The organism is Streptomyces sp. NPDC101776, assembly GCF_044766845.1.
Classification (GTDB): domain Bacteria; phylum Actinomycetota; class Actinomycetes; order Streptomycetales; family Streptomycetaceae; genus Streptomyces.
This window is the reverse complement of the sequence record NZ_JBIWMV010000012.1, coordinates 62,948-87,102: the sequence shown is the minus strand read 5'-3', so window position 1 is coordinate 87,102 and position 24,155 is coordinate 62,948. Positions and strand designations below refer to the sequence as shown.

Sequence of the window (24,155 nt, the reverse complement as noted above, 5' to 3'; positions counted from 1 at the left end):
CCCAGGACGGAGCATGCCGGTGAACAGCCACGATGTCACCGACGAACAGTGGGAAGGGCTCGCCCAGGTAGTGCCGCTGCGGGGGCGCGACGCCTGGCCGTCCGCCGTGAGCCACCGCGCGATACCCGAGGTCGAGGCAGAGCCGCGCCGCCGGTTCGTCGTCCTGCGCGTGAACGTGTTCGGGGACGCCCGCGAGGTCGCGGAGACCCTGATGGCGGGCATCCCGGTGCTGCTCGACCTCACCGGCGCGGAGACGGAGGTCGCCAAGCGAGTCCTGGACTTCAGCACGGGCGTCGTCTTCGGCCTGGCGAGCGGGATGACCCGCGTCGACCGGAACGTGTTCCTGCTCACACCGCCCGGTACGGAAGTGCGGGGGCTGATGGAGGGGGCGGGGGTTCCGGGTGTGTGAGGTGAGTGCGCCCGTCGCTCGATCGTAGGAAGGTCCTTGGGGCGGAACGGTTCGCCTGCTGGCGGAGGCCTACGGTCCGGATATGACCGTGTCAGCACAGTCGCCCCAGCCGCACCATCCGTCCGCGTCCTCCCGGTCGTCCGAGACCGTGCCGCCGCAGGGGGGATCGCCAGAGGCCGCCTCGCCCCGGACGAACCCCGGGTACATCGAGGCGTCCCCCGACCGTCCACACCTCACCGAGCTGCGGCTGTCGGCGTTCGCCACGCACCGGGGCACCGGACTCCCGCTCGGGCCGCTCACCCTCCTCGCCGGCCCCAGCGGATCCGGCAAGACGAGTGCGCTGCGGGCCTACGAGGCGCTCGCGCGGCTCGGAGCCGGGGGCGAGGTCGGGGAGGTCTTCCCGGACCCGGTCGCCTGTGTCCCGGAGCGGGCCCGGCCCGATGCCCAGCGCCGGCGCGGATTCCGGATCGGGTGCACGGCGGACGGACCCGAGGGGCCGGTGCGGCTCGATGTCGCGGTGCAGGCCGAGCCCGAACTGCGCATCGTGGGCGAGCGGTTGACGTCCGGCGGGCTGGTCCTCCTGGAGACCGCGCTGCGCGACCCGTCGCGCCGCTCGGTGCAGGCCGCCTGGCACACGGCGGGTTCGTCGCCGGTCACCCGCGCACCGCTGCCGGACGACCGGCTCGGCACCGCGCTGCTGCCGCTGCGCGTCGCCGGCAAGACGGACGGGCAGCGCCAAGTCCTCGCCGCCGCCGAGCAGATGGTGGTCGCGCTGCGTTCCGTGTTCGCCTGCGATCCGGTGCCCGAGCGGATGCGCGCGGCGGTGCCGATCGGCGACGGACGGCTGCTCCGGGACTGCGGCAACCTCGCCGACGTGCTGTGGCGCACCCGGTCCGAGTGCGGGCGCCGGCACGGGCAACTCGTCACGGCGGTGCGCACCGGGTGCGCCGGACCCGTGCTGGACCTCCTCGCTGAACCGTCGAGCGACGGCACGCTCCGCGCGGTGCTCGACCGGGGCGACGGACTGCGCACCGGCTTCGAACGGCTCGGCGACGGTGAACTCCGCTACGCGGCACTGGCGTTGGTGCTGCTCACCGGCCCCGGCGTCCTGGAGGTCGACCCGCCCGGCGAGGTCCCGGCCGCGATGCAGACCCTGACCGTCCTCGCCGACGGCCTCGACCGGGGCGTGGACGTACGGCAACGGGCCGAACTGCTGCGGCTCGCCGCGCGGATGTGCGAGCGGGGGCACATCCGGCTGGTCGGCGCGGTGAGCGACGCCTCCTGGGCCGCCCGGATCGACGGGGTCACAGTGGTACACCTGGACCCGTGACAGAACATCTCGACGTGGCGAAACTGCAGCGCAGACTGGCCGAGTTCGCGGCCGCGCGGAACTGGCAGCCGTACCACACGCCCAAGAACCTCGTCTCCGCGCTCAGTGTGGAGGCCTCCGAACTCGCCGAGATCTTCCAGTGGTTGACCCCCGAGGAGTCGGCGCGGGTCATGGACGACCCGGACACCGCGCACCGGGTGCGGGACGAAGTCGCCGACGTCCTCGCGTACTTGCTGCAACTGTGCGAGGTGCTCGGCATCGACCCGCTCACGGCGCTGGACGCGAAGATCGACCGCAACGAGAGCAGGTTTCCGCGGTCCTGATGGACAACTTGGGGGAGCGAGCGCGTCCATTTTCACTCTCCGGAGTCATTCATCTGTCCGCAACCGATTTGTTGTCCACAGATTTCCGCCTTCCTCTGGCTTTTCGTCTCAGCGACTCTCACTCTGGGTAGTGGACAAGGGAGTTCGGGCGGACGTGCGAACAGCGCGTCGGGATATGACGGGGGCAGGGCATGGACGCGATGCGGCTCATCGTGACGAGCAGGCGCGCCCTGGCCGCGAGCGGCGGCGTGCCGGAGACCATGACGGAGGTGTGGCAGGCGCAGGCCCTCGCCCAGGCGATCGGCAGCCGCCTCGCGGTCTTCGGCCCGCCCGAACTGCGCGGCGAGGCACTGGGGTTGACCGAACTGGCGGGCCGGGGCTGCGGAGTGCTGGACACCCCCGTCCTCGCGATAGAGGACTTACGCGCGGCCCAGCTCACGGAGTTGGGCGACGCCCGCCTCGCCCTTCTCTGCCTGGGCGGCCTGCTCGGCGAGGTGGGCATCGCCCTCGTCGGCATCGCCTGCGCGGCGGACGACGAGGGCACGTACTGGCAGTGCATGGAAGCGATCGACGCGGCTGACGAGTCCCGGGACCGGGTCCTGGAGATGCTCCGAAGACTGGCGGACCGGGAGCAGGTGGTACCGGAGAAGGAAGCGGGGTGACGGTGCGGGGAGCGCCGTGATGGTCGCGGTTCGGGGGTCTGCGCGGCGCCGTCGTGGCTGGTCGCGCCCCGCGGCGGAGCCGCATATCGACACAGCCCCGCGCCCCTTTCGGGGCGCTGTATGCGGCCTGCGTATCGAGCCCCCCGCGCCCAGGTCAGCCGGTCGTGCCGGCCTCCTCGGCGGGTACCGACCCTGTCGTTCCGGCCGACTGCAGGTCCGCGTCCAGAGCGGACAGGTCCGCGTTCAGGGACGCCATCAGCTCCTCCATCTGCTGCAACAACCCCTTCGGTTGTGCAGGCCCGCCCTGTTGCGGCACGGCTTCTTCGGACATGACGGCCTCCTCGGCCCGTGGCCTCCCCACCTGGGAGGAGGCCGATGCGGGTGACGCCCCGACGTCGCCTCGCCGGTGCGGGAATCCGGGCGGTCCGGCTCCGCCCGAGCCAACGATCATCAACGGGGCCGGTCACTGGCGCGGGCGCCCGCCGTGCGCACGGTTGACGCAATTTCACCCGACCGGGGACGAGTGGGGCCGGAGGGACCGGTGGGGTTGACCTGAACCCCGGCGTGCAGGATGGAGGCATGGATCTGCGTATCTTCACCGAGCCCCAGCAGGGGGCCACCTACGACACCTTGCTCACCGTGGCCAAGGCCACCGAAGACCTCGGCTTCGACGCCTTTTTCCGGTCCGACCACTACGTGAGCATGGGCTCCGGTGACGGCCTGCCCGGCCCCACCGACGCCTGGATCACCCTGGCCGGCCTCGCCCGCGAGACCAAGCGCATCCGCCTGGGCACCCTGATGACGGCCGCCACCTTCCGCCTCCCCGGCGTCCTCGCCATCCAGGTCGCCCAGGTCGACCAGATGTCGGGCGGCCGGGTCGAACTCGGCCTGGGCGCGGGCTGGTTCGAGCAGGAGCACCAGGCGTACGGCATCCCGTTCCCCAAGGAGAAGTTCGCCCGCCTCGAGGAGCAACTGGCGATCGTCACCGGGCTGTGGGAGACCAAGCCCGGTGACACCTTCGACTTCCACGGCACGCACTACGACCTGACCGACTCGCCCGCGCTGCCCAAGCCCGCGCAGGCGAAGATCCCCGTGCTGATCGGCGGCCACGGCGCGAGCCGCACCCCGAGGCTGACCGCCCAGTACGCCGACGAGTTCAACATGCCGTTCGCCTCGATCGAGGACAGCGAGCAGCAGTTCGGCCGGGTCCGCGCCGCCGTCGAGGCGGCCGGCCGCAAGGCCGACGACCTGACGTACTCCAACGCCCTGGTGGTCTGCGTCGGCAAGGACGACCAGGAAGTCGCCCGCCGCGCCGCCGTGATCGGCCGCGAGGTCGACGAACTCAAGGCCAACGGCCTGGCGGGCACCCCGGCCGAGGTCGTCGAGAGGATCGGCCGCTACGCCGAGATCGGCTCCCGGCGCCTCTACCTCCAGGTCCTCGACCTCGCCGACCTGGACCACCTGGAGCTGATCTCGGCCCAGGTGCAGGCCCAGTTGTCGTAGCCGTCGTAGCGCTGTGCGGGTGAGGTGTCTCGAACCCCGCCCGCACGGCGCTCCCGGGAACGAACGGCCCTAACTCCGCGCCCCCGCCGCCGCGTTGGCAGCCGTCGGCACTCCTGCGTCCACCGGCGCCCGGCGTCCCGGCAGGAACGCGGCCAGTAGCAGGGCCGCCAGGGACGCCGCCGAACCGATGCCCATGATCACGCGGAAGCCGTTGTGGGAGGGGACGGTGAGCGAGCCGAAGGACGTCGTCATGTGCGCCAGTACGACACCGGCGACGGCGCTGGAGGCGGACGTACCGATGGACCGCATCAGGCTGTTGAGGCTGTTAGCGGCGGCCGTCTCGGTCAACGGCACCGCCCCCATGATGAGCGCGGGCATCGCGCCGTAGGCGAAACCGACCCCGGCGGAGATCACACAGCACACCACCACGACCTGCCAGACCGCGGCCATCATGACGACCCCCAGGCCGTAGCCGACGGCCACGATGAGCGCGCCCAGCATCAGGGTGACCTTGGGTCCGGCCGCCGCCGAGATCCGGGCGGAGAGCGGCGCCGTCGCCATCATCACCAGGCCGGAGGGGCCGAGCGCGAGGCCCGCCGCGAGCACGGTCTGGCCGAGGCCGTAGCCGGTGAGCGTGGGCAGTTGGAGCAGTTGGGGCACGGCCAGCGACATCGCGAACATGGCGAAGCCGAACATCACGGACGCGAGGTTGGTGAGCAGCACCTGGCGCCGCACGGTGGTGCGCAGATCGACCAGCGGCCGTACGGTACGCAGCTCCCACCAGCCCCAGACCAGCAGCACCACGACCGCCACGGCGAGCAGCCCGGTCGTCGTGCCGCTGCCCCAACCCCAGTCCGCCCCCTTGGAGATGGCCAGCAGCAGACACACCAGACCGATCGACATCCCGACGCCGCCCACCACGTCGAACCGGCCGCCGCTGCGCACCGCCGACTCCGGTACGAGCGTCACGACGAGCGCGGTCACGACGGCACCGAGCACCGCCGCCGTCCAGAACAGCACGTGCCAGTCCGCCTTTTCGGCGATGAACGCGGCCGTCGGCAGCCCGAGCGCACCGCCCACGCCGAGCGAGGCGCTCATCAGCGCGGTCGCCGATCCCAGCCGCTCGGGCGGCAGTTCGTCCCGCATGATGCTGATGCCGAGCGGAATGACGGCCATCGAGACGCCCTGGAAGGTCCGCCCGACGATCATCGGCACGAGTGTGTCGCTGAGCGCGCCGATCACCGACCCGACGATCAGCAGGACCAGGCTGAGCAGCAGCATCCGCCGCTTGCCGTACATGTCCCCGAGCCGCCCCACGACGGGGTTGGCGACGGCACCGGCGAGCAGTGTCGCGGTGATCGCCCAAGTGGCGTCGGACGGCGAGGAGTTCAGCAGCTTCGGCAGTTCGGGCACGATCGGGATGATCAGTGTCTGCATCAGCGAGACGGTGATCCCGCCGAGCGCCAGGACCCAGACGACGGCACCGGAGCGGGACGGCCCGGACGCCTCGACGGGTGGGGAGGGGATGGCGGACGCGGACATGGCGAAGCCTCCGGCGATACGGGCGACAGGGCGACAGCGGGCCGAACGAAACGAGTCTGGCATGTTTTTCGTATGGCATACGCAAAATAGGTGGAGGCGGGGTGGGGAAGTGCCGGAGCGGTAGCCTTCCCCGTGTCCGCGCACGGCTGTCGCGGACGCGGAGGTGCGGCGGATGACACAGGTGGTGACGCGGGTGGCGACGGTTCCCGGCCGTCGGGGCAGGGGGCGTCCGCCCCGGCTGTCGCGGGAGCGGATCGTCGAGGGCGCGGTCGAGGTGCTGCTCGCCGAACCGAACGTCTCCCTCACCATCAAGCGCGTGGCCGACGTCGTCGGCGCCGCCCCCATGGCCCTCTACCGCTACTTCCCGGACCGCGACGCCCTCCTCCAGGCGACCGCCGACCACGTCCTGGAGGCCATGCGGCGCGACCCCATCCCCGACGGCCCCTGGCCCGACCGGCTCCGCGCCTGGATGCGCGCCGGACAGGCCAACTTCCGCCCCTACCCCCAGCTCATGCCGTACATGACGACGACCCGGCACCCCGCCTGGATCCCCGGCCTGACCCGGCTGCGCGAGATCCTCACCCCGGCCGGCCTCTCCGACGAGGACCTCGCCCTCGCCGTGGCGCTCATCTCGTCCACGATGCTCGGCCACGCCGTCTACGAGGGCTACCGCAGACCCGACGAGGAGATGACGGCCCTGCTCGACGACACCCCCGCCGACGACCCCAGGGCGGAGGCCCTGCGGCCCCTCCTCACCGGCCTGCCCGCCGCGCACGCCCGGCTCCACGACACGATCCTCGACCAGACGGTCACGACGGTGGAGCGGCTGGCGGCCGGGTCGGCGTGCCGGCCGAGGACGTAGACAGACTGGGTAATGCGCCTGCCCGGCACGGGAGTTGACCGGGACGGGGCGTACCGTACGGTGCGGATGCTGGGCCGGTGGGGGGAGTTACGGGTGAGCGAGCGAGCCAGTGGGCGCGGTGCTGTCGCGGACGTCGGGACGCGGGTCGGCGCGATGGTCGTGGTCGAGGATCTGCGCCGTACCTACGGCAGCGGGGACACCGCCGTCCATGCCCTGCGCGGGGTTTCCTTCAGCGTGCCGCGCGGTGAACTCGTCGCGCTCCGGGGGCGATCCGGCTCCGGCAAGACCACGGTGCTCAACCTGGTCGGCGGCCTCGACACCCCGGACGGCGGCCGGATCACCCTCGACGGCACCGACCTCGCAGGTCTCGGTGACGACGAACTGCTGGCGCTGCGCCGCGACCGGATCGGCTTCGTCTTCCAGTCCTTCGGCCTCATCCCGATCCTCACCGCCGCCGAGAACGTCGGGGTGCCGTTGCGCCTGCGGAAGGTCCCGGCCCGTGAACGCGAGGCCCGCGTCGGCCTGTTGCTCTCTCTGGTCGGCCTCGCAGACCACGCCGACCAGCGGCCGGGCGAGCTGTCCGGCGGCCAGCAGCAGCGGGTCGCCATCGCCCGCGCGCTCGCCAACAACCCGGCCCTGATCATCGCCGACGAACCCACCGGCCAGCTCGACGCCGACACCGGTCTCACCGTGATGGACCTGCTGCGCGCCGTCGTCCGCAGCGAGGCCGTCACCGCGCTCGTCGCCACCCATGACACCCAACTCCTCGCGCTGGCCGACCGGGTGCTCGAACTCCGTGACGGGCGCATCGTCGCCGACGGCTGACGGCACCGGCGGGGCAACTATGTCTACGGCTACCCTGGCCGCTGTTCGACATCGTTATCCGCGACCTCTCATCTCCATTGACCTCGTCTCCGCAGACCTCACCTCCCTGGGGGACCGTGTGGCAGTTCACCAACAGCCCACCGGGGCACCGGACTTGGCCGAGCTGCGGCGGCGGGCCGCCGAGGCCGCGGTGCCACGGCGCGAGGAGGGACTGGTCGTCTGCGAGAACCTGGTGCGGATCTACCAGACCGAGGGCGTCGAGGTGCAGGCCCTCCAGGGCCTCGATCTCGCCGTGGCCCAGGGCGAGATGATCGCGGTGATCGGGGCCTCCGGCTCCGGCAAGTCCACCCTGCTGGGCATCCTCTCGGGCCAGGACGTGCCCACCGCGGGCGCCGCCGAGGTCGCCGGACACGACCTGCTGGCGATGAAACGCCGCGAGCGGCTCGACTACCGCCGCAGCACCGTGGGGTTCGTCTGGCAGCAGACCTCCCGCAATCTGCTGCCGTATCTCTCGGCGGCCGAGAACGTGATGCTGCCGATGACGTACACCGGGATCAAGCGTGCCCAACGGCGGGCCCGCGCCGAGGAGTTGCTCGACCTGCTGTCCGTCGGCCACTGCCGGGACCGCACCCCCGACACCCTCTCCGGCGGTGAGCAGCAGCGGGTCGCCGTCGCCGTGGCCAACGCCAACGAGCCCCGGGTGCTGTTCGCCGACGAACCCACCGGCGAACTCGACACCGCCACCAGCGACGAGGTCTTCGCCGCGCTGCGCCGGGCCAACGAGGAACTGGGCGTCACCGTGATCGTGGTCACCCACGACGCGTTGGTGTCCGAGCAGGTCCAGCGCACCGTACGGATCCGCAACGGCCGTACCTCGACCGAGGTGTTGCGCCGGGTCGCCACCGACGAGGACGGCGTCGAGGTGCTCACCGCCGAGGAGTACGCGGTGCTGGACGCGAGCGGCCGCCTGCAACTGCCCAGCGAGTTCACCGAGCGGCTGCATCTGCGCAAGCGGGTCCGGCTGGCCCTGGAGACCGACCACATCGGCGTATGGCCCGACGAGGCCGCGCGACGGGCCAAGTCCGAGGCGGACGGCACCGAGTAACCGGCCTGCCCCTGGCGGGAGTTCAGGTCAGGCGCAGTACGGCCCCCAGACGGCGCCTGCGGGCGAGGACCGTCTCGGTCGCCGCCGCGGCCAGGATCAGCGCGGTCACGCCGGCGACGAGGGCGAGGGTCAGCGAGTAGTCGGTGTGCAGGGCCGGTTGGGCCGGGCCGCCGGTGAACTGCCGTAGATCCAGGGTCTGTTCCATGAGCCGTGGTTCGAGGAGCCCGAGCAGGGTGCCGCCCACCGCCGAGGCCACCGCCAGCGGCAGCAGTTGCAGGAAGTGGATCGCCCCCGCCTCCCTGCCGCCGAGTCCGAGCGTGCGCAGGAACGACGTGGTGCGGCTGCGTTCGTGGGAGGTGAGGGTCAGTTCGAGGGCGAGCGCCAGCAGGCCGGACAGCGCGGCCAGGATCGAACCGGCCGTGTAGATCATGCCGAGGCCCTGCGTCAGGCCGTCCGCGCGCAGCGTGCTCAGCACCTCGGAGCGGACGCGGATCTGAGCGAGCGGCCCGAGCGCCTTGGCCGCCGCCGACCGCAGGGCCGTAGGGCCGTCGCCCTTGAGAAGCAGGACGGTACTGCCCGAGGCCTGTTGGTTCAGCAGGTGTTCGGCGCCGGCGATGGTGATCAACATCGGTGTCCCCGGGGGGAGTCGCGCCGTGACCGGGCCGAGGAGGGGGTCGCGCAGTTCGGCGGTGGTGAGGGTGCCGACCGGTTTGAGGGTCAGGTTCACCGGGGGTTGCCCCTGGGCCACCACGGTGGTGGTGAAGCCACCGGTGCGCTCGCGGGCCCGCAGGTCGGGGGAGAGGAAGGACGGCAGCGGGACACTCGCGTCGATCCGTGTTCCCGGCGGGGTCACCAGCCCGGCCGACAGGGCGCGGGCCAACGGCGACTGCGGTGCCACGGCGGCCAGTTGGCGAGGGTCGACGGTGATCACGGCGACCTGGGGGACCACCGCGCCGTCGTCCTGCCCCGCGAGGTCGAGGGTGCGCAGACGTTGGAGGGCGGTCCGAATTTCGTTGGGGGACACGGCAGTTGTCCCGGCGGGTGTCACCGTCCCCGCCACCGTCGCGCTCGCGTCCGCGCCGGTGGTCCAGGCCGCCCCCGTCGCCAGGCCGTCGTCGACCGTACGCTGCACCAGGCCGCCGAACACCGCCGTGCCCAGGGTCAACACCAGCACGAACAGGGCCAGTCCGGTCGCCGGGGCGTCATGCGCGGCCCGGGCCGCCCCGACGAAGCCCACCACACCCCGGCCGCGCCGGGTCTGCCGTAGCACCAGGCGAAGGACGAGCGGATAGACGCGCAGCAGGACCAGTACGACGGAGAGCGCCACCAGGACCGGGACCGCGCCGAGAATCCCGTCGGGGCCCTGGGCGCGGAGCGCGACCACGCCGGCCGCCGTCGTGAGCAGCACCGTCAGTTCCAGGACCGCGCGGCGGCCTACGGCCGTCTTCCGGCGGGTGCGGCGCAGGCGGCCGGGGCGGCGGGGTTCGCGGACCGCGAGCCAGGTCATCAGGGGCACCGTCAGCAGCACCGTCGCGGTGGTGAGGGCGGCGGTCAGCGGTTGCGGTGACCCGGACGTGCCGGTGGGAGCGAGGGACCGGCCGGCCGCCCAGCCGAGCAGGGCGGCGATCAGCACCACCGGCCAGGCCACCGCGCAGCGCAACAGCACCAGCCGCGCGGTGGACGCGCCCCGCGCGCGCTGCAACCGCAGATGCTGCTGCCTGCGGCGCAGCAGCAGCCGTACCGCGACCGCCACGGTGGCCAGCGCGACCGCCGCCAGCGCGTCGACGGCATAGGTCGCCAGGGCTCTGGCCTGCTGGTCCTGGGCGGTGAACGCGGTGAGCAACGGCGTCAGGGAGTCGGTCACCAGCAGGGACTGGGTGGACTGGCCGTCGACCTGACAGCTGATGTCGCCGGTGACCCAGTCGCTCCCCTGGCACAGGGCGGCGCTCAGGTCCGCGCCGTAGTGGGACAGCGGCCCGGTCAGCGCGCGGGCCCGGTCGAGCGCCGCCCCGGACAGCTCGGCGCGCAACTGCCAGGTCACCCGCGGGCCGCCCACCCCGGCACCGGCCAACAGGTCGGCGGCGTCGCGGCCGACGAGACCGCGGACGGCGAGCACCGTGCCGGTGGAACGCTCCTCCGGGTAGCGCGAAGGCTGCTCCAGCGTCTCCCGGCCGGTCCAGAAACCGTCGCTCGCGGCCGTGGTGCGGTAGACCCCGCTCACCACCAACTCCGCGTCGGGCGCGGCGTTCTGCGCCCCGGGCGTCTTCGCGAACTCGACGTTCAGCCGGCTGCCGGCCCGGACGCCCAGCGCCCGTGCGGTGGCCTGCGACAGCCCGATCTGGGGCGCGGTGGTCAACGGCGTGTGATCGGCGGGCGCGTGACCGCTGACATAGCGCAAGTGGGCCTGCGCCGACGGCAGATGACTGACCGTCAGGCTCACGCTAGTGTTCTTCGGGCCCGGTGGCCGGGGCGAGAGCAGGGCCGCCGGGTCGTAGTCGTAACTGCCGCCGCCGGTGAAGGACAGGTGTCGTGCGGCGGAGCCGTCGAGGTGCCGGGTGAGGGTGCGGCCTGCGGTGAGCAGGGTGGCCATGTCCATGGACGGCGGTGAGGTGTTGAAGACCTCCGGCGTGGTGCTCAGGCTGATCAGCGGCGCCTGGGCCTGCGCCGCGTCGACCCGCTGCCGCAGCGCCCGGTCCTCCTGCCGGCCCGCGAGCACGGGGGCCCAGGCGCACAGCCCCGTCAGCACCAGGACCAGCACGGCCAGACAGGCCAGCATCGGAAGGTCGCCCCGGGACTCCTCGCGGATCAGCCGCCGGGTCACCGCCGCTCGTCCCTTCGACCCCTGTCCCGCCTGCGGCCCCTTTTCCGCCTGCGACCCCTGTCCTGTCGTACGGCTCACCGGTCTTCCCCCGCTCGCAGCACCCGCACCAGATCCACCCGGGCCAGCAGCCGGGCCAGGGTCAGTACCACCGCGCTGATGGCCAGGGCGGTCGCCAGCGCGGTCAGGGTCACGGTCGCCCAGGGGGTGATCCGGGGCAGCGGCGGATACGGGGCCTGTCCGCTGTCGTCCACGGTGACCAGGGGCAGCACCGCCGAGGCCAGGGCCATGCCCATCAGTGCCCCCGGGACCACCGCGAACAGCGCCAGACCCACCTGTTCGGCGCCGAGCAGCGCGGACAGTCCGGAGGCGCGGACGCCGATCGCCCGGAGCAGCGCGAACTCCTTGCGGCGCTGCCGGGTGGAGACCACCGCGTGCACGGTGAAGGCGATGACGGCGAAACCGGGGGCCAGCCGGCGGACCAGTTCCAGCACCCGGCGCAGCCCGGCGCGGAACGGGTCGGCCTGGAGGGACGCGGCGGTGCGTGCCGTGGTGGTGACGCTGCCGAGCGCGGGCTGCGCCTCCACGGCGGCGGCCGTACGCGCGCTGTCGGTGCTGCTCAGCCACCAGAACGCGGGGTCCTGCCGGTCGGCACCGGCCAGGGTGAGCGCGGTGGCGAGTTGGCGCTGGTCGGCGATCAAGTGCCCCTGTCCACGGCCCAGTCCGGGCGGTGGGTCGACGCTGCCCACGATCCTCGCGGTGATCCGGCCGCCGCCCAGGTCGAGTGTGGTGGTGCTGCCCACGTGCAGGCGCGCGGCCCGCAGCGTCGAGGCGTCGGCGCGCACCGGAAGCGGCGCCGGACCGCCCGACGGGCCCGCCACGAGCCGTACTTGGCTGCCGGACCGGGTGGCGTAGTCGCTGTCGGACAGCCCGCCGAAGGAGTCCGAAATGGCTTGGGAGGGACGGATGCCGGTGCTGACGTTGGTCCGGAGCACCGAGGACCCGCCGGGAACGATCGAGCACACCCCGGGCGAGCCGGGGGTGTACGTGTCGGTCAACTTCCCTTTGCACGCACCCTCGGCGGAGTCGGCGGCGTGGTCCGTGCCGTCGGACCAGACCTGCCCGCCGGGCAGCCGGGAGACCCAAGTGGTCGCGGAATCGGGGGTGTTGGCGGTGTCCCGCGCGCCGATCCGGATCAGGTCGAGGTCCAGTCGCGCGGGCGGCAGGTTCGGCTGCGGCAGGACGCCGACGGCGGTCACCGTCAGCGGATACGCCCGCGGATGCCCGTCGCTCAGCGCCACGTCGAGCGGGACCACGACGGTGTGCCGGGCGCCGTCGGCGGCGGGCAGCCGTGCCGGTACGACGCTGACGAGACCGGCCGCGTCCTGCACGGTCAGTTCCAGGCTCGGCGCCACCCGGCTGCCGTCGCTGCGCAGCCGCTCGTCGAGCAGCAGCGCGGTCGGCCGCCCGGGCAGCGGTACCCCGAGGACGACCGGTGACGGGGTGCGGGGAGCGGGTCCGCCGACAGTGCCGACCAGGTTCTCGGTGGTGCCGCCGGGCAGATTCACCGTCGCCTGCGTCACGGGCGCCACACGGGTCACCCCGGGCAGTGCGCGATAGGCGGCGGCCAGGACGGCCGAGGGGTAGCCGTCGTCCGCGGACGGGTCGATCCGTACGTCCGCGCCGACGGTGAACGCGGCCTCCTCCGACGCCAGCCCGCCCAGACCGGCGAGCGCGGTGGTGGCGAAGGCGCTCACCGAGACGGCCAGGCACATCAGCACCACCGGCCCCGCGTTGCGCGCGGCCCGTCGGCTCAACTGCCAGCCCGCCAGGGCGAGTACGAACCCTCGGCTACGACGCCCGAACGCGTCCAGCAACAGTGAGGTCAGCGGCAGCAGCCGGAGCAACAGCAGTGCGCCGGCGCCGGCCACCAGGGTCGGCACCAGGACCAGCACGGGGTCCACGGACGCGCTGCCGGTGCCCACGTCGGCGATCAGCGAGTGGTGCCGCCGCAGCTCCAGATACCCCAGCGCCGCCACGGCCAGCAGTGCCAGATCCGCCCCCAACCGCTGCGCGGCGGCGGCCCGCGCACCCCGTCCCGCCCGCGACCCCGCCGACGGCAGCACGGGCAGCAACACCGCCGCGGCGTGCACCAGCAGCGTCAGCCCCACGGCCGCCCACGCGTCGGCGCCCAGGCTGCCGGGGTGCAGCAGCCCGGCCAGGAAGGGCGCGACGAGGGCGGCCGGGATGCCGGTGAGCGCCCACTCCGCTCCCGCGCCGCGCAGCAGCCTCAACGTCCCGGCGCCCCGGGCCTGTTGGAGGGCCAGCTCACCCTGTCGTCGCTCGGTCAACTGGCGGGCGGCCAGCACCAGGGTGGCCAGGGCGAGGACCGCCAGCAGCATGCTCGGCAGATACAGCGAGGAGCGGGCCGCGACCGTCGGAACGGTCAAGTCGTCGATGGCGCCCGGCAGTCCGGAGGCCACGGTGAGGTCGGCGAGGGAGGGTTGCCGCCCGCCGAACACCGACACACCGCTCTGGCTGCCGGAGAAGGCCCGCAGCCGGTCACGCAGCCCGGCGAGACCGTCCGCGTCGATCCGGGAGAGGTCCGGCTGCACACTCCAGTGGGCCGTGAGATGCCCGTTCAGGACGGCGCTGCCGTTGAGCGAGGCCGCCGAGACCACCAACAGGCCCTGGTCCGCGGTCGATCCCTGGGTCAGGTCACCGGCCATCGCGGGCCAGAACCCGACCGCGCCGGACGCCCGGAAGACCCCGGTGACCCGCAGCGTCATGACGCGACTGAAGGCGTCCTGTATCCGCAGCCGCGAACCGGGCCCGATATCAAGGCGTTTGGCGAGCGCGTCGGGTATCGCCGTGTTGACCGGAGCGGTGGACCCGGTGGCGACGGGCACCTCGGGCAGCGAGGTGAACGCGCCCGCCGGTGCGTCGGCCGTACCGGCGGGCCACCGCCCGGCGACCAACTCCCCGAACCCGCCCCCGTGTTGGACCGCGACCGGATGCAGCCCGCTGCCCCCGGGACCACGCGGCGGACCCACGACCCCGTCGATCCCCGTGACCGACACCGGCGACGTGCCCAGCAGCCCGACATAGGTCCGCTGCGGCACCCCGGCGAACACCCGCTCCACGGCGGCCCGTACATCCCGGTCGGCGACGGCCATCCCCCCGGCCCGATAGGCCGCGTTGACGTTCACCTGCGCCCCGATGTCACCGGCCAGCCGCCGCACGGCCCCGGCCTGCACCGAACTCCCCGCCAGCGCCGTGAGCGCGGCCAACGCCGTCGCACACAGCAGCACGGTCACGGACACCGCGGCCAGCACCAGTCCGTGCTGCGTGGCCCGCCGGGCGACCGCGGGCAGCCGCCGCCGCGAGGAGGGCCTCAAGGCCGTGGCGACCACATGAACCCCCGCGAATCGAACATGTGACGGTGACGGCGCGCCACAGTCCTACCAGCGATGCCCCCGACGGCACAACAATCGCCGATCCGCCGGGGCGGGGAAAATGCCTGAGTACGGCAGGGATGTTCGCTGTACGTTGGGCGGGCGCCCCGGGTTCCGCGGTGGCGCGCCATCCCAGCTCAGAGGCCCTGTAGACGTTTCGAGGCATACCCACCGTGTTCCTGACGATCAGTACCACCGGCACTCCCGAACGCCCCGCCACCGACCTCGGTTTCCTGCTGCACAAGCATCCCGACAAGGCGCAGGCGTTCTCCACCTCCTACGGCAAGGCGTACGTCCTCTACCCCGAGGCGGATCCCGGGCGCTGCACGGCGGCGCTGTTGCTGGAGGTCGACGCGGTGGCGCTGGTCCGGCGCGGCAAGGGCAAGGGGCGCGGCGGCGCGCCCGACGCGGCGCTCGCGCAGTACGTCAACGACCGTCCGTACGCGGCCTCTTCACTCCTCGCCGTCGCGCTCAGCGCGGTCTTCTCCAGCGCCATGCGGGGCGTGTGCAACGCCCGCCCCGAGCGCGCCGCCCAGCCGCTGCCGCTGCGTGTCGAGGTACCCGCGCTGCCCGCACGCGGCGGCCCCGATCTCGTACGACAGCTCTTCGCGCCGCTCGGCTGGACGGTCACCGTCGAACCGGTCGCGCTGGACGCCGAGTTCCCCGAGTGGGGCGACTCGCGGTACGTGGGCCTCGTACTGGAATCGGAGACGCTGACCCTCGCCGAGGCACTGCGCCACCTGTACGTCCTGCTGCCGGTCCTCGACGACGCCAAGCACTACTGGGTGGCCTCCGACGAGGTCGACAAACTGCTGCGGGCCGGTGAGGGCTGGCTGCCCACGCACCCCGAGCAGAAACTGATCACCAGCCGCTATCTGTCCCGCCGTTGGTCCCTCACCCGGGAGGCCATGGAGCGACTGGAACTGGTACGGCTCGCCGAGGCCGACGACAGCGAGGTCGAGGAGATCGACAACGCCGTCGCGGCGGAGACGGAGGCCGAGGAGAAGCCGACGCCGCTCGCCGTGCAGCGCCGGGACGCGATCGTCGAGGCGCTCAGGGCGTCCGGTGCCGCCCGCGTGCTCGATCTCGGGTGCGGGCAGGGCCAGTTGGTGCAGACGCTGCTCAAGGACACCCGGTTCACGGAGATCGTCGGCACCGATGTGTCGATGCGGGCGCTCACCATCGCCGGCCGCCGCCTGAAGCTCGACCGCATGGGGGAGCGGCAGGCCGCACGCGTCCAGCTCTTCCAGAGCTCGCTCGCCTACACCGACAAGCGACTCAAGGGCTACGACGCCGCCGTGCTCAGCGAGGTCGTCGAACACCTCGACCTGCCCCGGCTGCCCGCGCTGGAGTACGCGGTGTTCGGCTCGGCCCGCCCGAGGACGGTCGTCGTCACGACCCCCAACGTCGAGTACAACGTCCGCTGGGAGACCCTCCCGGCCGGACACGTCCGGCACGGCGACCACCGCTTCGAGTGGACCCGCGCGGAGTTCGCGGAGTGGGCGGCGAAGGTCGCCCAACGGCACGGATACGAGGTCGAGTTCGTGCCAGTAGGGCCCGACGACCCCGAGGTGGGACCGCCCACCCAGATGGCCGTGTTCAGCGTAAGTACCGTGAAGGAGGCGAAGGCGGCATGACCGAGACGCAGGTTTTCGAGAACGGGAAGCGGGGACGGGTCCTGCCCGTCACCGACCTCTCCCTCGTGGTCCTGATCGGCGCCTCCGGCTCCGGCAAGTCCACCTTCGCGCACCGCCACTTCAAGCCGACCGAGATCATCTCCTCCGACTTCTGCCGGGGCCTGGTCGCGGACGACGAGAACGACCAGAGCGCCAGCCGGGACGCCTTCGACGTCCTGCACTACATCGCGGGCAAGCGGCTCGCCGCCGGCCGCCGCACGGTCGTCGACGCGACCAGCGTCCAGCAGGACAGCCGACGCCAACTGGTCGACCTGGCACGGCAGTACGACGTCCTGCCCATCGCCATCGTGCTCGACGTACCGGAGGAGGTGTGCGCCGAGCGCAACGCCACCCGCGTCGACCGCGCCGACATGCCCCGCCGCGTCATCACCCGCCACACCCGCGAACTCCGGCGCTCGCTGCGCGGGTTGGAGCGCGAGGGCTTCCGCAAGGTGCACGTCCTGCGGGGCGTCGAGGACATCGAGGGCGCCACGGTCGTCACCGAGAAGCGCTTCAACGACCTGACCCATCTCACCGGCCCCTTCGACATCATCGGCGACATCCACGGCTGCGCCGCCGAACTGGAGACCCTGCTCGGCAAGTTGGGCTACGACGACGGCGTCCACCCGGCGGGCCGCACGGCCGTGTTCGTCGGCGACCTCGTCGACCGCGGCCCCGACTCGCCCGGAGTGCTGCGCCGCGTGATGTCCATGGTCGGGTCGGGCAACGCGCTGTGCGTACCGGGCAACCACGAGAACAAGTACGGCCGTCACCTCAAGGGCCGCCAGGTCCAGCACACGCACGGCCTGGCCGAGACGATCGAGCAGATGGCGGGGGAGTCCGACGAATTCCGCGCCCAGGTGCGGGAGTTCATCGACGGCCTCGTCAGCCACTACGTCCTCGACGGCGGCCGGCTGGTCGTCTGCCACGCCGGCCTGCCCGAGAGGTACCACGGCCGCACATCGGGCCGGGTGCGCTCGCACGCGCTCTACGGCGACACGACCGGCGAGACCGACGAGTTCGGCCTGCCGGTGCGCTACCCGTGGGCCGAGGACTACCGGGGCCGCGCGGCCGTCGTCTACGGCCACACCCCGGTCCCGGAGGCGACCTGGCTCAACAACACCATCTGCCTCGACACGGGCGCCGTCTTCGGCGGCAAGCTGACCGCCCTGCGCTGGCCGGAACGGGAGTTGGTCGACGTACCGGCCGAGCAGGTCTGGTACGAGCCGACCCGCCCGCTGCGCACCGAGGCGCCCGGCGGACACGACGGCCGTCCGCTCGACCTGGCCGACGTGCACGGCCGTCGCGTGGTGGAGACCCGGCACGCCGGCCGGGTGTCGGTCCGCGAGGAGAACGCGGCGGCGGCCCTGGAGGTCATGAGCCGCTTCGCGGTCGACCCGCGGCTGCTGCCGTACCTGCCTCCGACGATGGCCCCGACGGCGACGTCGCATGTGGACGCCCGCGGCGGAGCCGCTGATGGACACTACCTTGAGCACCCGGCGGAGGCGTTCGCGCAGTACGCAGACGACGGGGTCGCGCGGGTCGTGTGCGAGGAGAAGCACATGGGTTCGCGGGCGGTGGCGCTGGTGTGCCGGGACGCGGAGGCGGCGGCGAAGCGGTTCGGCGTGGAGGGAGGTCCGACGGGGTCGCTGTACACGCGCACGGGTCGTCCCTTCTTCGACGACGCCGCGGTGACCGAGGAGATCCTCGGCCGACTGCGGACGGCGTTGGAGGAGGCAGGACTGTGGGCTGACCTGGAGACCGACTGGCTGTTGCTGGACGCGGAGTTGATGCCGTGGTCGCTGAAGGCGTCGGGGCTGCTGCGCGGTCAGTACGCGGCGGTCGGCGCGGCGGCGGGGGCGGTGTTCCCGGGTGCGCTGGCCGCGCTGGAGGGGGCCGTGGGGCGGGGTGTCGACGTGGCCGACCTGCTGTCCCGGCAGCGTGAACGGGCCGCGGACGCCTCGGCGTTCACCGACGCCTACCGTCGCTACTGCTGGACCACGTCCGGCCTCGACGGGGTCCGTCTCGCCCCGTTCCAGATCCTCGCGGTCCAGGGACGCAGCCTCGCCGGACTCCCGCACGACGAACAACTCGCCCTGCTGGACCGGCTGGTGGAGCACGACAGCACCGGCCTGCTGCAGACCACGCGGCGACTGTACGTCGACACGGGCGACCCCGAGTCGGTGCGGGCCGGGGTCGACTGGTGGCTGGAGATGACCGGGCGGGGCGGCGAGGGCATGGTCGTCAAGCCGGTCGGGGCGGTCGTGCGCAGCGAGCAGGGGAGGTTGGTCCAGCCGGGTATCAAGTGCCGTGGCCGTGAGTACCTGCGGATCATCTACGGTCCGGAGTACACACGTCCCGACAACCTCGCCCGCCTGCGTGGCCGCTTCCTGAACCACAAGCGTTCGCTGGCGATCCGGGAGTACGCGCTGGGTCTTGAGGCGCTTGACCGGTTGGCGGAAGGGGAGCCGCTGTGGCGGGTCCACGAGGCGGTGTTCGGGGTACTGGCGCTGGAGTCGGAGCCGGTGGATCCACGGTTGTGAGGGTGTGGTGGTAGGTGCCGGTGGGTGGGTGGGAAAGGTTTTTCAGCCCACCAACCGCAGCCTCTCCCCACAAACCCCCACCCGCACCCCCTGCCCCCAGGTCAACTCCACCGCATCCCCCTCCATCCCGTCCCCGAACACAACCAACTCCTCGGACTCAACGGTGAGTTGCAACCCCGCCGAACCACGAAGCTCGCCGGCGACGAGCGACGTACCGGTGACAGGTGAAGGCCAGGCCTCCCGGACGAACCACACCAGCCGGTCCTCCGAGGGGTGTGGCAGGGACAGGGCACTGCCCCGTTCCTGCCACACCGACCGGAGCCAGCCGGAGGCCCCGGTGCCCGTTCCCACGAGCACCCCGGAAGACGCCTGGGCCTCGACGACACCCCCGTCGCCCTCCAGACCCAGGCGGTATCGGGCCGTCTGATGACCGACGGCGCCCAGATAGATCTCGTTCAGCGCGACCAACCGCTGTGTGTCGTCGGCGACGGCCTCGACCATGGTCAGTTCGTCGACACCCGTACCGGCCGCACGGGCGGAGCCCAGCAGCACGCCGGCGTCAGACGGCCGGTGCCGAACCAGGACGCCCGGATTGCGCCCGGGGTCCGTGTCGAAGCCCAGCACCGGTTGCCCGGCGAGGTACTTGGCGACGTTCGCGACCAGCCCGTCCTGGCCGACCACGGCCACCACGTCCTCCGGCGCGAACAGGAACCGGTCCAAGTCGGCCCGCTCGACCTGGGTCTGACGCCAGGTCAGGGGGATCGCCGAGGACACCTCGGCCAGCGCCCGCCGGGTCCGGCGGTGCCGTTCGGCGACCTCCTCGATGTCCCGGCCCCGCGAACGCAGGAAGTACGCTGCCTGGCCGTGCGTCCCGTGCCGGGCGACCAACTCCTCGTACTCCGTGGTCCGATGGACGAGGACGGCCCGGGGGGCGAGACTCACGCGCCGGCCTCGCCGCCGCCGGCACCGAGCCGGGCGAGCAGCCCGGTCAGCACGTCCGGCGAGATCGTCACGCTGTCGATGTTCGGCAGGTTCTCCGCGAGCCGCGTCCCGGTGAGCGCGTGCAGGGTCGCGACATCGACGTCGGAGTGCACCCGCAGCCACGCCGCCTGGGCATGCGCCCGCGCGTCACCCACCTCGCGCGCGCCCTCGGCCTCGGCACGGGCGAGCCGTACGGACCGCGCCGCCTCGGCGTCGGCGAGCCGTACCGTACGCGTCGCCTCCGCCTCCGCCCGTACGCCGTCCGCCGCCGCGTGCTCCTCGGCCTCGCGGCGCGTGTTCGTGCCGCGCTGGTCGACCAACTGCTCCTCGCGGCGGGCGAGTTCGATCTGGCTGTCGAGTTCGTTCTCGGCGATCGCCCGCTCCCGTTCGACGGCCACCGCCCGGCGTTCGTAGGTGGCCTTGTCCGCCTCCTGCTGGATCTGCTCGCGGGCCGGGGTGCGCAGCGCCCGTTCCACCTCGGGCTCGGGCCGGATCGCCATCACGCGGACGGCGACGACCTCGATGCCGGTGGCGGGGAGGCGGGGTTCGGCGCCGAGTCCGGCCGCGATCCGCTCCCGTACCGCCGTCACGCCGTCGACCAGCGCCGCCGCGAGGGGAGTTCGGGCGAGCACGGCCAGCGCGTGCTGTTGAGCCGTCTCGGTCAGCAGGGTGCCCAACTGCTCAAGAGGCGCCCCTCGCCACACGCCCGTGTCCGGGTCCACGGAGAAGTCGAGCCGTGCGGAGGCCAGGGCCGGGTCGCTGATCCGGTAGGTGACGGTCGCCTGGACCGCCACGTCCTGGAAGTCGGACGTACGGGCATGGAAGGTCATGGCCAACTCCCGGTCGTCGACCGGCACTTCGGAGAGTGCGGCGGTCAACGCGCGGAACCAGAAGCTGAGTCCGGGCCCGTCGTGCAGCAGCTTGCCCGAGCGGTGGTGCCGGATGTGCGCCGTCGGAGCCCCGCGCAGATGGCGCCAGCCCAGGCGCCGGGTGATGTCGGCCATCAGTCCCTCAGTTCCCCTCGGATCCCGCATCGATCTCGTCAGTAAGACGATAATCGCGGAACCGGGTTGTCGTCAAGAGGACGAAAACAAGTGGCGGTGCCTGAAGCGGTGGCGGTATGTGAAGTAAGGGGGTGAACCCGGCCCCGGATGGTCAGGATGGAGACATGGCACTCCATGTCGACTCCGAGACCGGGCGGCTCCGCCGCGTCATCCTGCACCGGCCGGATCTCGAGCTCAAAAGGCTCACCCCCGGCAACAAGGACGCCCTCCTCTTCGACGACGTGCTCTGGGTGCGCCGGGCGCGCGCCGAGCACGACGGCTTCGCGGACGTACTGCGCGACCGGGGCGTCGCCGTCCACCTCTTCGGCGACCTGCTCGCCGAGTCCCTGGCGATCCCGGCGGCCCGCGCGCTCGTCCTGGACCGCGTCTTCGACGAGAAGGAGTACGGCCCCCTCGCCACCGACCACCTCCGTGCCGCCTTCGAGGCCCTGCCCGCACCCGAACTGGCCGAGGCGCTCGTCGGCGGCATGACCAAGCGGGAGTTCCTGGAGGCCCACCCGGAGCCGACCTCCGTCCGCTTCCATGTCATGGACCTCGACGACTTCCTCCTCGCCCCCCTCCCCAACCACCTCTTCACCCGCGACACCTCCGCCTGGATCTACGACGGCGTCGCCGTCAACGCCATGCGCTGGCCGGCCCGGCAGCGCGAGACCGTCCACTTCGAGGCGATCTACCGCCACCACCCGCTCTTCCGCACCGAGAAGTTCCACGTCTGGTCCGAGGGGCAGGCCGACTACCCGTCCACCATCGAGGGCGGGGACGTACTCGTCATCGGCAACGGCGCGGTGCTCATCGGCATGAGCGAGCGCACCACCCCGCAGGCCGTCGAGATGCTCGCGCACAAGCTGTTCGCCGAGGGCTCCGCGCAGACGATCGTGGCGCTCGACATCCCCAAGCAGCGCGCCTTCATGCACCTCGACACGGTGATGACGATGGTCGACGGCGACACCTTCACCCAGTACGCGGGGCTCGGCATGCTCCGGTCGTACACCATCGAACCGGGCGTCGGCGACAAGGAGTTGAAGGTCACCGACCATCCGCCGGAGCACATGCACCACGCGATCGCCGCCGCCCTCGGGCTGGACGGGATCCGGGTGCTGACCGCCACCCAGGACGTGCACGCCGCCGCGCGCGAGCAGTGGGACGACGGCTGCAACGTCCTCGCCGTCGAGCCCGGCGTCGTCGTCGCCTACGAACGGAACGCCACCACCAACACCTATCTGCGCAAGCAGGGCATCGAGGTGATCGAGATCCCGGGCAGTGAACTGGGCCGGGGCCGGGGCGGGCCGCGCTGCATGAGCTGCCCGGTCGAGCGGGACGCCGTATAGCGGACGGCGGACGGGCTGTCGTATAGAAATTCTGCGTATCGTATAGAATTCCAAAGTAATCCCCTGAAGCACGCACCCGTTCCCCTGTACCCGCATCTCTGGAGCGCCCCCATGGCGACAGTCCCGACCGCCCTCGCCGGCCGCCACTTCCTCAAGGAGCTGGACTTCTCCGAGGAGGAGTTCCGCGGCCTGATCGAGCTGGCCGCCGAGCTGAAGGCCGCCAAGAAGGCCGGGGGCGAGACGCGGTACCTGTCGGGCAAGAACATCGCGCTGATCTTCGAGAAGACCTCGACGCGCACCCGCTGCGCGTTCGAGGTCGCCGCGGCCGACCAGGGGGCCTCGACGACCTACCTGGACCCGTCCGGCTCGCAGATCGGGCACAAGGAGTCCGTGAAGGACACCGCGCGGGTGCTCGGCCGTATGTACGACGGCATCGAGTACCGGGGGGACAGTCAGGCCGCCGTGGAGGAGCTGGGCGCCTACGCGGGCGTGCCGGTCTTCAACGGGCTCACCGACGACTGGCACCCCACCCAGATGCTCGCCGACGTGCTCACGATGACCGAGCACAGCGACAGGCCGCTGAAGCGGATCGCCTTCGCCTACCTCGGCGACGCCCGCTTCAACATGGGCAACTCCTACCTGGTCACCGGCGCGCTGCTCGGCATGGACGTACGGATCGTCGCCCCGAAGTCGTACTGGCCCGCCGAGGAGATCGTCACCGTCGCCCGCGGGCTGGCCGAGCGCAGCGGCGCGCGCATCACGCTCACCGAGGGGATCGAGGAGGGGGTGACGGGCGCCGACTTCGTCGTCACCGACGTGTGGGTCTCCATGGGCGAGCCCAAACAGGTCTGGGACGAGCGGATCACGGCCCTCGCGCCGTACGCCGTGACCATGAACGTCCTGCGGGCCACCGGCAACCCGGACGTCAAGTTCCTGCACTGCCTGCCGGCCTTCCACGACCTCGGCACCAAGGTCGGCCGCGAGATATACGAGACCCACGGCCTCGACTCGCTGGAGGTCACGGACGAGGTCTTCGAGTCCGCCCACTCGGTCGTCTTCGACCAGGCGGAGAACCGACTGCACACGATCAAGGCCGTGCTGGTCGCGACCCTGGCCTGATCAGGCCTTTCATCGGCCGACGGCTATCCCGCCGGACGCCACTGCCGCGGTACGACGGGCAGCCGGAACCACACCGCCTTGCCCGACTCGGTGGGGCGGTGGCCGCAGGACGAGCTGAGAGCGCGGATCAGCAGCAGGCCGCGCCCGTGCTCCTGCCAGGGGTCGGGCTCCTCGGGGACGGGCTTCGTGAGGCTTCCGGGCGGCTCCGGGTCGGGATCGTGCACCTCGACCTGGCAGCCGGTGGGCAGCAGCTCGACCACGAGCTCTATGGGGGCGTCACCGGCGGTGTGCTCCACAGCGTTCGCGACCAGCTCCGCCGTCAGCAGCTCCGCGGTGTCGCTGTCGGCCGTGTACTTCACATCGGACAGAGCCGTACGGACCAGTGCGCGGGCCACCGGCACGGCCGCGGCCGTGTGCGGCAGTGCGATGCGCCAGGAGGCGGAGGCGGAAGGGCGTTCTTGCAAGGCGGGTCCGTTCATGGAGCAGGCTGTCCTGCTTTCAACTATATGAATGGTACGGCGCCCTTTGTCAGGGTCTCTCGGCGGGCACCGCGCGGGACCTTCGTCCCGGTACCGAGCGGCATACCCCGTTCAACGGTCACTTCCGCACT

Annotated in this window: 19 protein-coding genes; 12 read left to right on the top strand and 7 right to left on the bottom strand. The window is 72.1% G+C overall.

The features are described from left to right. The first annotated feature begins 13 nt into the window (after positions 1-13). The 4 genes from ACIRRY_RS31425 to ACIRRY_RS31410 all read left to right on the top strand — a co-directional run bounded on the left by ACIRRY_RS31425 (position 14) and on the right by ACIRRY_RS31410 (position 2,724). Entirely contained in the window at positions 14-409 is a 396-nt protein-coding gene (locus tag ACIRRY_RS31425; RefSeq protein WP_403979191.1) for a cell division protein SepF, read from the top strand. Between the two features lie 82 nt (positions 410-491). Then, on the top strand, positions 492-1,739 hold the full coding sequence (locus ACIRRY_RS31420; protein WP_403979188.1) for an ATP-binding protein: 1,248 nt from the start codon (positions 492-494) through the stop codon (positions 1,737-1,739). Further along, a complete protein-coding gene (locus ACIRRY_RS31415; RefSeq protein ID WP_403979186.1) occupies positions 1,736-2,062 on the top strand; it encodes a nucleotide pyrophosphohydrolase in 327 nt (108 codons plus the stop codon). Before ACIRRY_RS31420 ends, ACIRRY_RS31415 begins: the two co-directional genes overlap by 4 nt. A 191-nt stretch (positions 2,063-2,253) precedes the next feature. Continuing rightward, on the top strand, positions 2,254-2,724 hold the full coding sequence (locus tag ACIRRY_RS31410) for a DUF6099 family protein (RefSeq protein ID WP_403979183.1): 471 nt from the start codon (positions 2,254-2,256) through the stop codon (positions 2,722-2,724). 154 nt (positions 2,725-2,878) lie between these two features. Here ACIRRY_RS31410 and ACIRRY_RS31405 read toward each other — a convergent pair whose 3' ends face one another. Next, positions 2,879-3,055: a hypothetical protein gene (locus tag ACIRRY_RS31405; protein WP_403979180.1), complete on the bottom strand. Its 177-nt coding sequence runs from the start codon at positions 3,053-3,055 to the stop codon at positions 2,879-2,881. 248 nt (positions 3,056-3,303) lie between these two features. Here ACIRRY_RS31405 and ACIRRY_RS31400 point away from each other — a divergent pair, with 248 nt between their 5' ends. After that, on the top strand, positions 3,304-4,227 hold the full coding sequence (locus ACIRRY_RS31400) for an LLM class F420-dependent oxidoreductase (protein ID WP_403979177.1): 924 nt from the start codon (positions 3,304-3,306) through the stop codon (positions 4,225-4,227). Positions 4,228-4,296: 69 nt separating this feature from the next. On the opposite strand, the gene ACIRRY_RS31395 is transcribed toward ACIRRY_RS31400, so the two are convergent. Then, positions 4,297-5,769 (bottom strand): MFS transporter, encoded by a 1,473-nt coding sequence (locus ACIRRY_RS31395; protein WP_403979174.1) that lies wholly within the window; start codon positions 5,767-5,769, stop codon positions 4,297-4,299. Between the two features lie 172 nt (positions 5,770-5,941). On the opposite strand from ACIRRY_RS31395, the gene ACIRRY_RS31390 reads away from it, so the two are divergent. The 3 genes from ACIRRY_RS31390 to ACIRRY_RS31380 all read left to right on the top strand — a co-directional run bounded on the left by ACIRRY_RS31390 (position 5,942) and on the right by ACIRRY_RS31380 (position 8,561). Beyond that, complete coding sequence (locus tag ACIRRY_RS31390) at positions 5,942-6,631, top strand: TetR/AcrR family transcriptional regulator (RefSeq protein ID WP_403979171.1); 690 nt, start codon at positions 5,942-5,944, stop codon at positions 6,629-6,631. 93 nt (positions 6,632-6,724) lie between these two features. Next, complete coding sequence (locus ACIRRY_RS31385) at positions 6,725-7,456, top strand: ABC transporter ATP-binding protein (RefSeq protein WP_403979168.1); 732 nt, start codon at positions 6,725-6,727, stop codon at positions 7,454-7,456. A 154-nt stretch (positions 7,457-7,610) separates the two neighbouring features. Then, positions 7,611-8,561: an ABC transporter ATP-binding protein gene (locus tag ACIRRY_RS31380; protein WP_403979636.1), complete on the top strand. Its 951-nt coding sequence runs from the start codon at positions 7,611-7,613 to the stop codon at positions 8,559-8,561. Between the two features lie 22 nt (positions 8,562-8,583). On the opposite strand, the gene ACIRRY_RS31375 is transcribed toward ACIRRY_RS31380, so the two are convergent. Both ACIRRY_RS31375 and ACIRRY_RS31370 read right to left on the bottom strand, forming a co-directional pair. After that, entirely contained in the window at positions 8,584-11,460 is a 2,877-nt protein-coding gene (locus ACIRRY_RS31375; protein WP_403979165.1) for a hypothetical protein, read from the bottom strand. Continuing rightward, on the bottom strand, positions 11,457-14,792 hold the full coding sequence (locus ACIRRY_RS31370) for an FtsX-like permease family protein (protein ID WP_403979162.1): 3,336 nt from the start codon (positions 14,790-14,792) through the stop codon (positions 11,457-11,459). Before ACIRRY_RS31370 ends, ACIRRY_RS31375 begins: the two co-directional genes overlap by 4 nt. A gap of 215 nt (positions 14,793-15,007) precedes the next feature. Between ACIRRY_RS31370 and ACIRRY_RS31365 the strand changes: the two genes are divergently transcribed. Both ACIRRY_RS31365 and ACIRRY_RS31360 read left to right on the top strand, forming a co-directional pair. After that, a complete protein-coding gene (locus ACIRRY_RS31365; RefSeq protein ID WP_403979159.1) occupies positions 15,008-16,471 on the top strand; it encodes a 3' terminal RNA ribose 2'-O-methyltransferase Hen1 in 1,464 nt (487 codons plus the stop codon). Continuing rightward, positions 16,468-19,053, top strand: a complete 2,586-nt coding sequence (locus tag ACIRRY_RS31360) for a polynucleotide kinase-phosphatase (RefSeq protein WP_403979156.1) — start codon at positions 16,468-16,470, stop codon at positions 19,051-19,053. The genes ACIRRY_RS31365 and ACIRRY_RS31360 overlap by 4 nt, the downstream gene beginning before the upstream one ends. 42 nt (positions 19,054-19,095) lie before the next feature. Here ACIRRY_RS31360 and ACIRRY_RS31355 read toward each other — a convergent pair whose 3' ends face one another. Further along, positions 19,096-19,995, bottom strand: coding sequence for a hypothetical protein (locus tag ACIRRY_RS31355; protein WP_403979153.1), 900 nt, complete (start codon positions 19,993-19,995; stop codon positions 19,096-19,098). Then, positions 19,992-21,038, bottom strand: coding sequence for an SPFH domain-containing protein (locus ACIRRY_RS31350; protein ID WP_403979151.1), 1,047 nt, complete (start codon positions 21,036-21,038; stop codon positions 19,992-19,994). Before ACIRRY_RS31350 ends, ACIRRY_RS31355 begins: the two co-directional genes overlap by 4 nt. Positions 21,039-21,202: 164 nt before the next feature. Here ACIRRY_RS31350 and ACIRRY_RS31345 point away from each other — a divergent pair, with 164 nt between their 5' ends. Continuing rightward, complete coding sequence (locus ACIRRY_RS31345) at positions 21,203-22,426, top strand: arginine deiminase (protein WP_403979149.1); 1,224 nt, start codon at positions 21,203-21,205, stop codon at positions 22,424-22,426. Between the two features lie 111 nt (positions 22,427-22,537). Further along, complete coding sequence (gene argF / locus ACIRRY_RS31340) at positions 22,538-23,545, top strand: ornithine carbamoyltransferase (protein ID WP_403979146.1); 1,008 nt, start codon at positions 22,538-22,540, stop codon at positions 23,543-23,545. Positions 23,546-23,568: 23 nt separating this feature from the next. On the opposite strand, the gene ACIRRY_RS31335 is transcribed toward argF, so the two are convergent. Next, positions 23,569-24,024, bottom strand: coding sequence for an ATP-binding protein (locus ACIRRY_RS31335; protein WP_403979143.1), 456 nt, complete (start codon positions 24,022-24,024; stop codon positions 23,569-23,571). Positions 24,025-24,155: the final 131 nt, after the last annotated feature.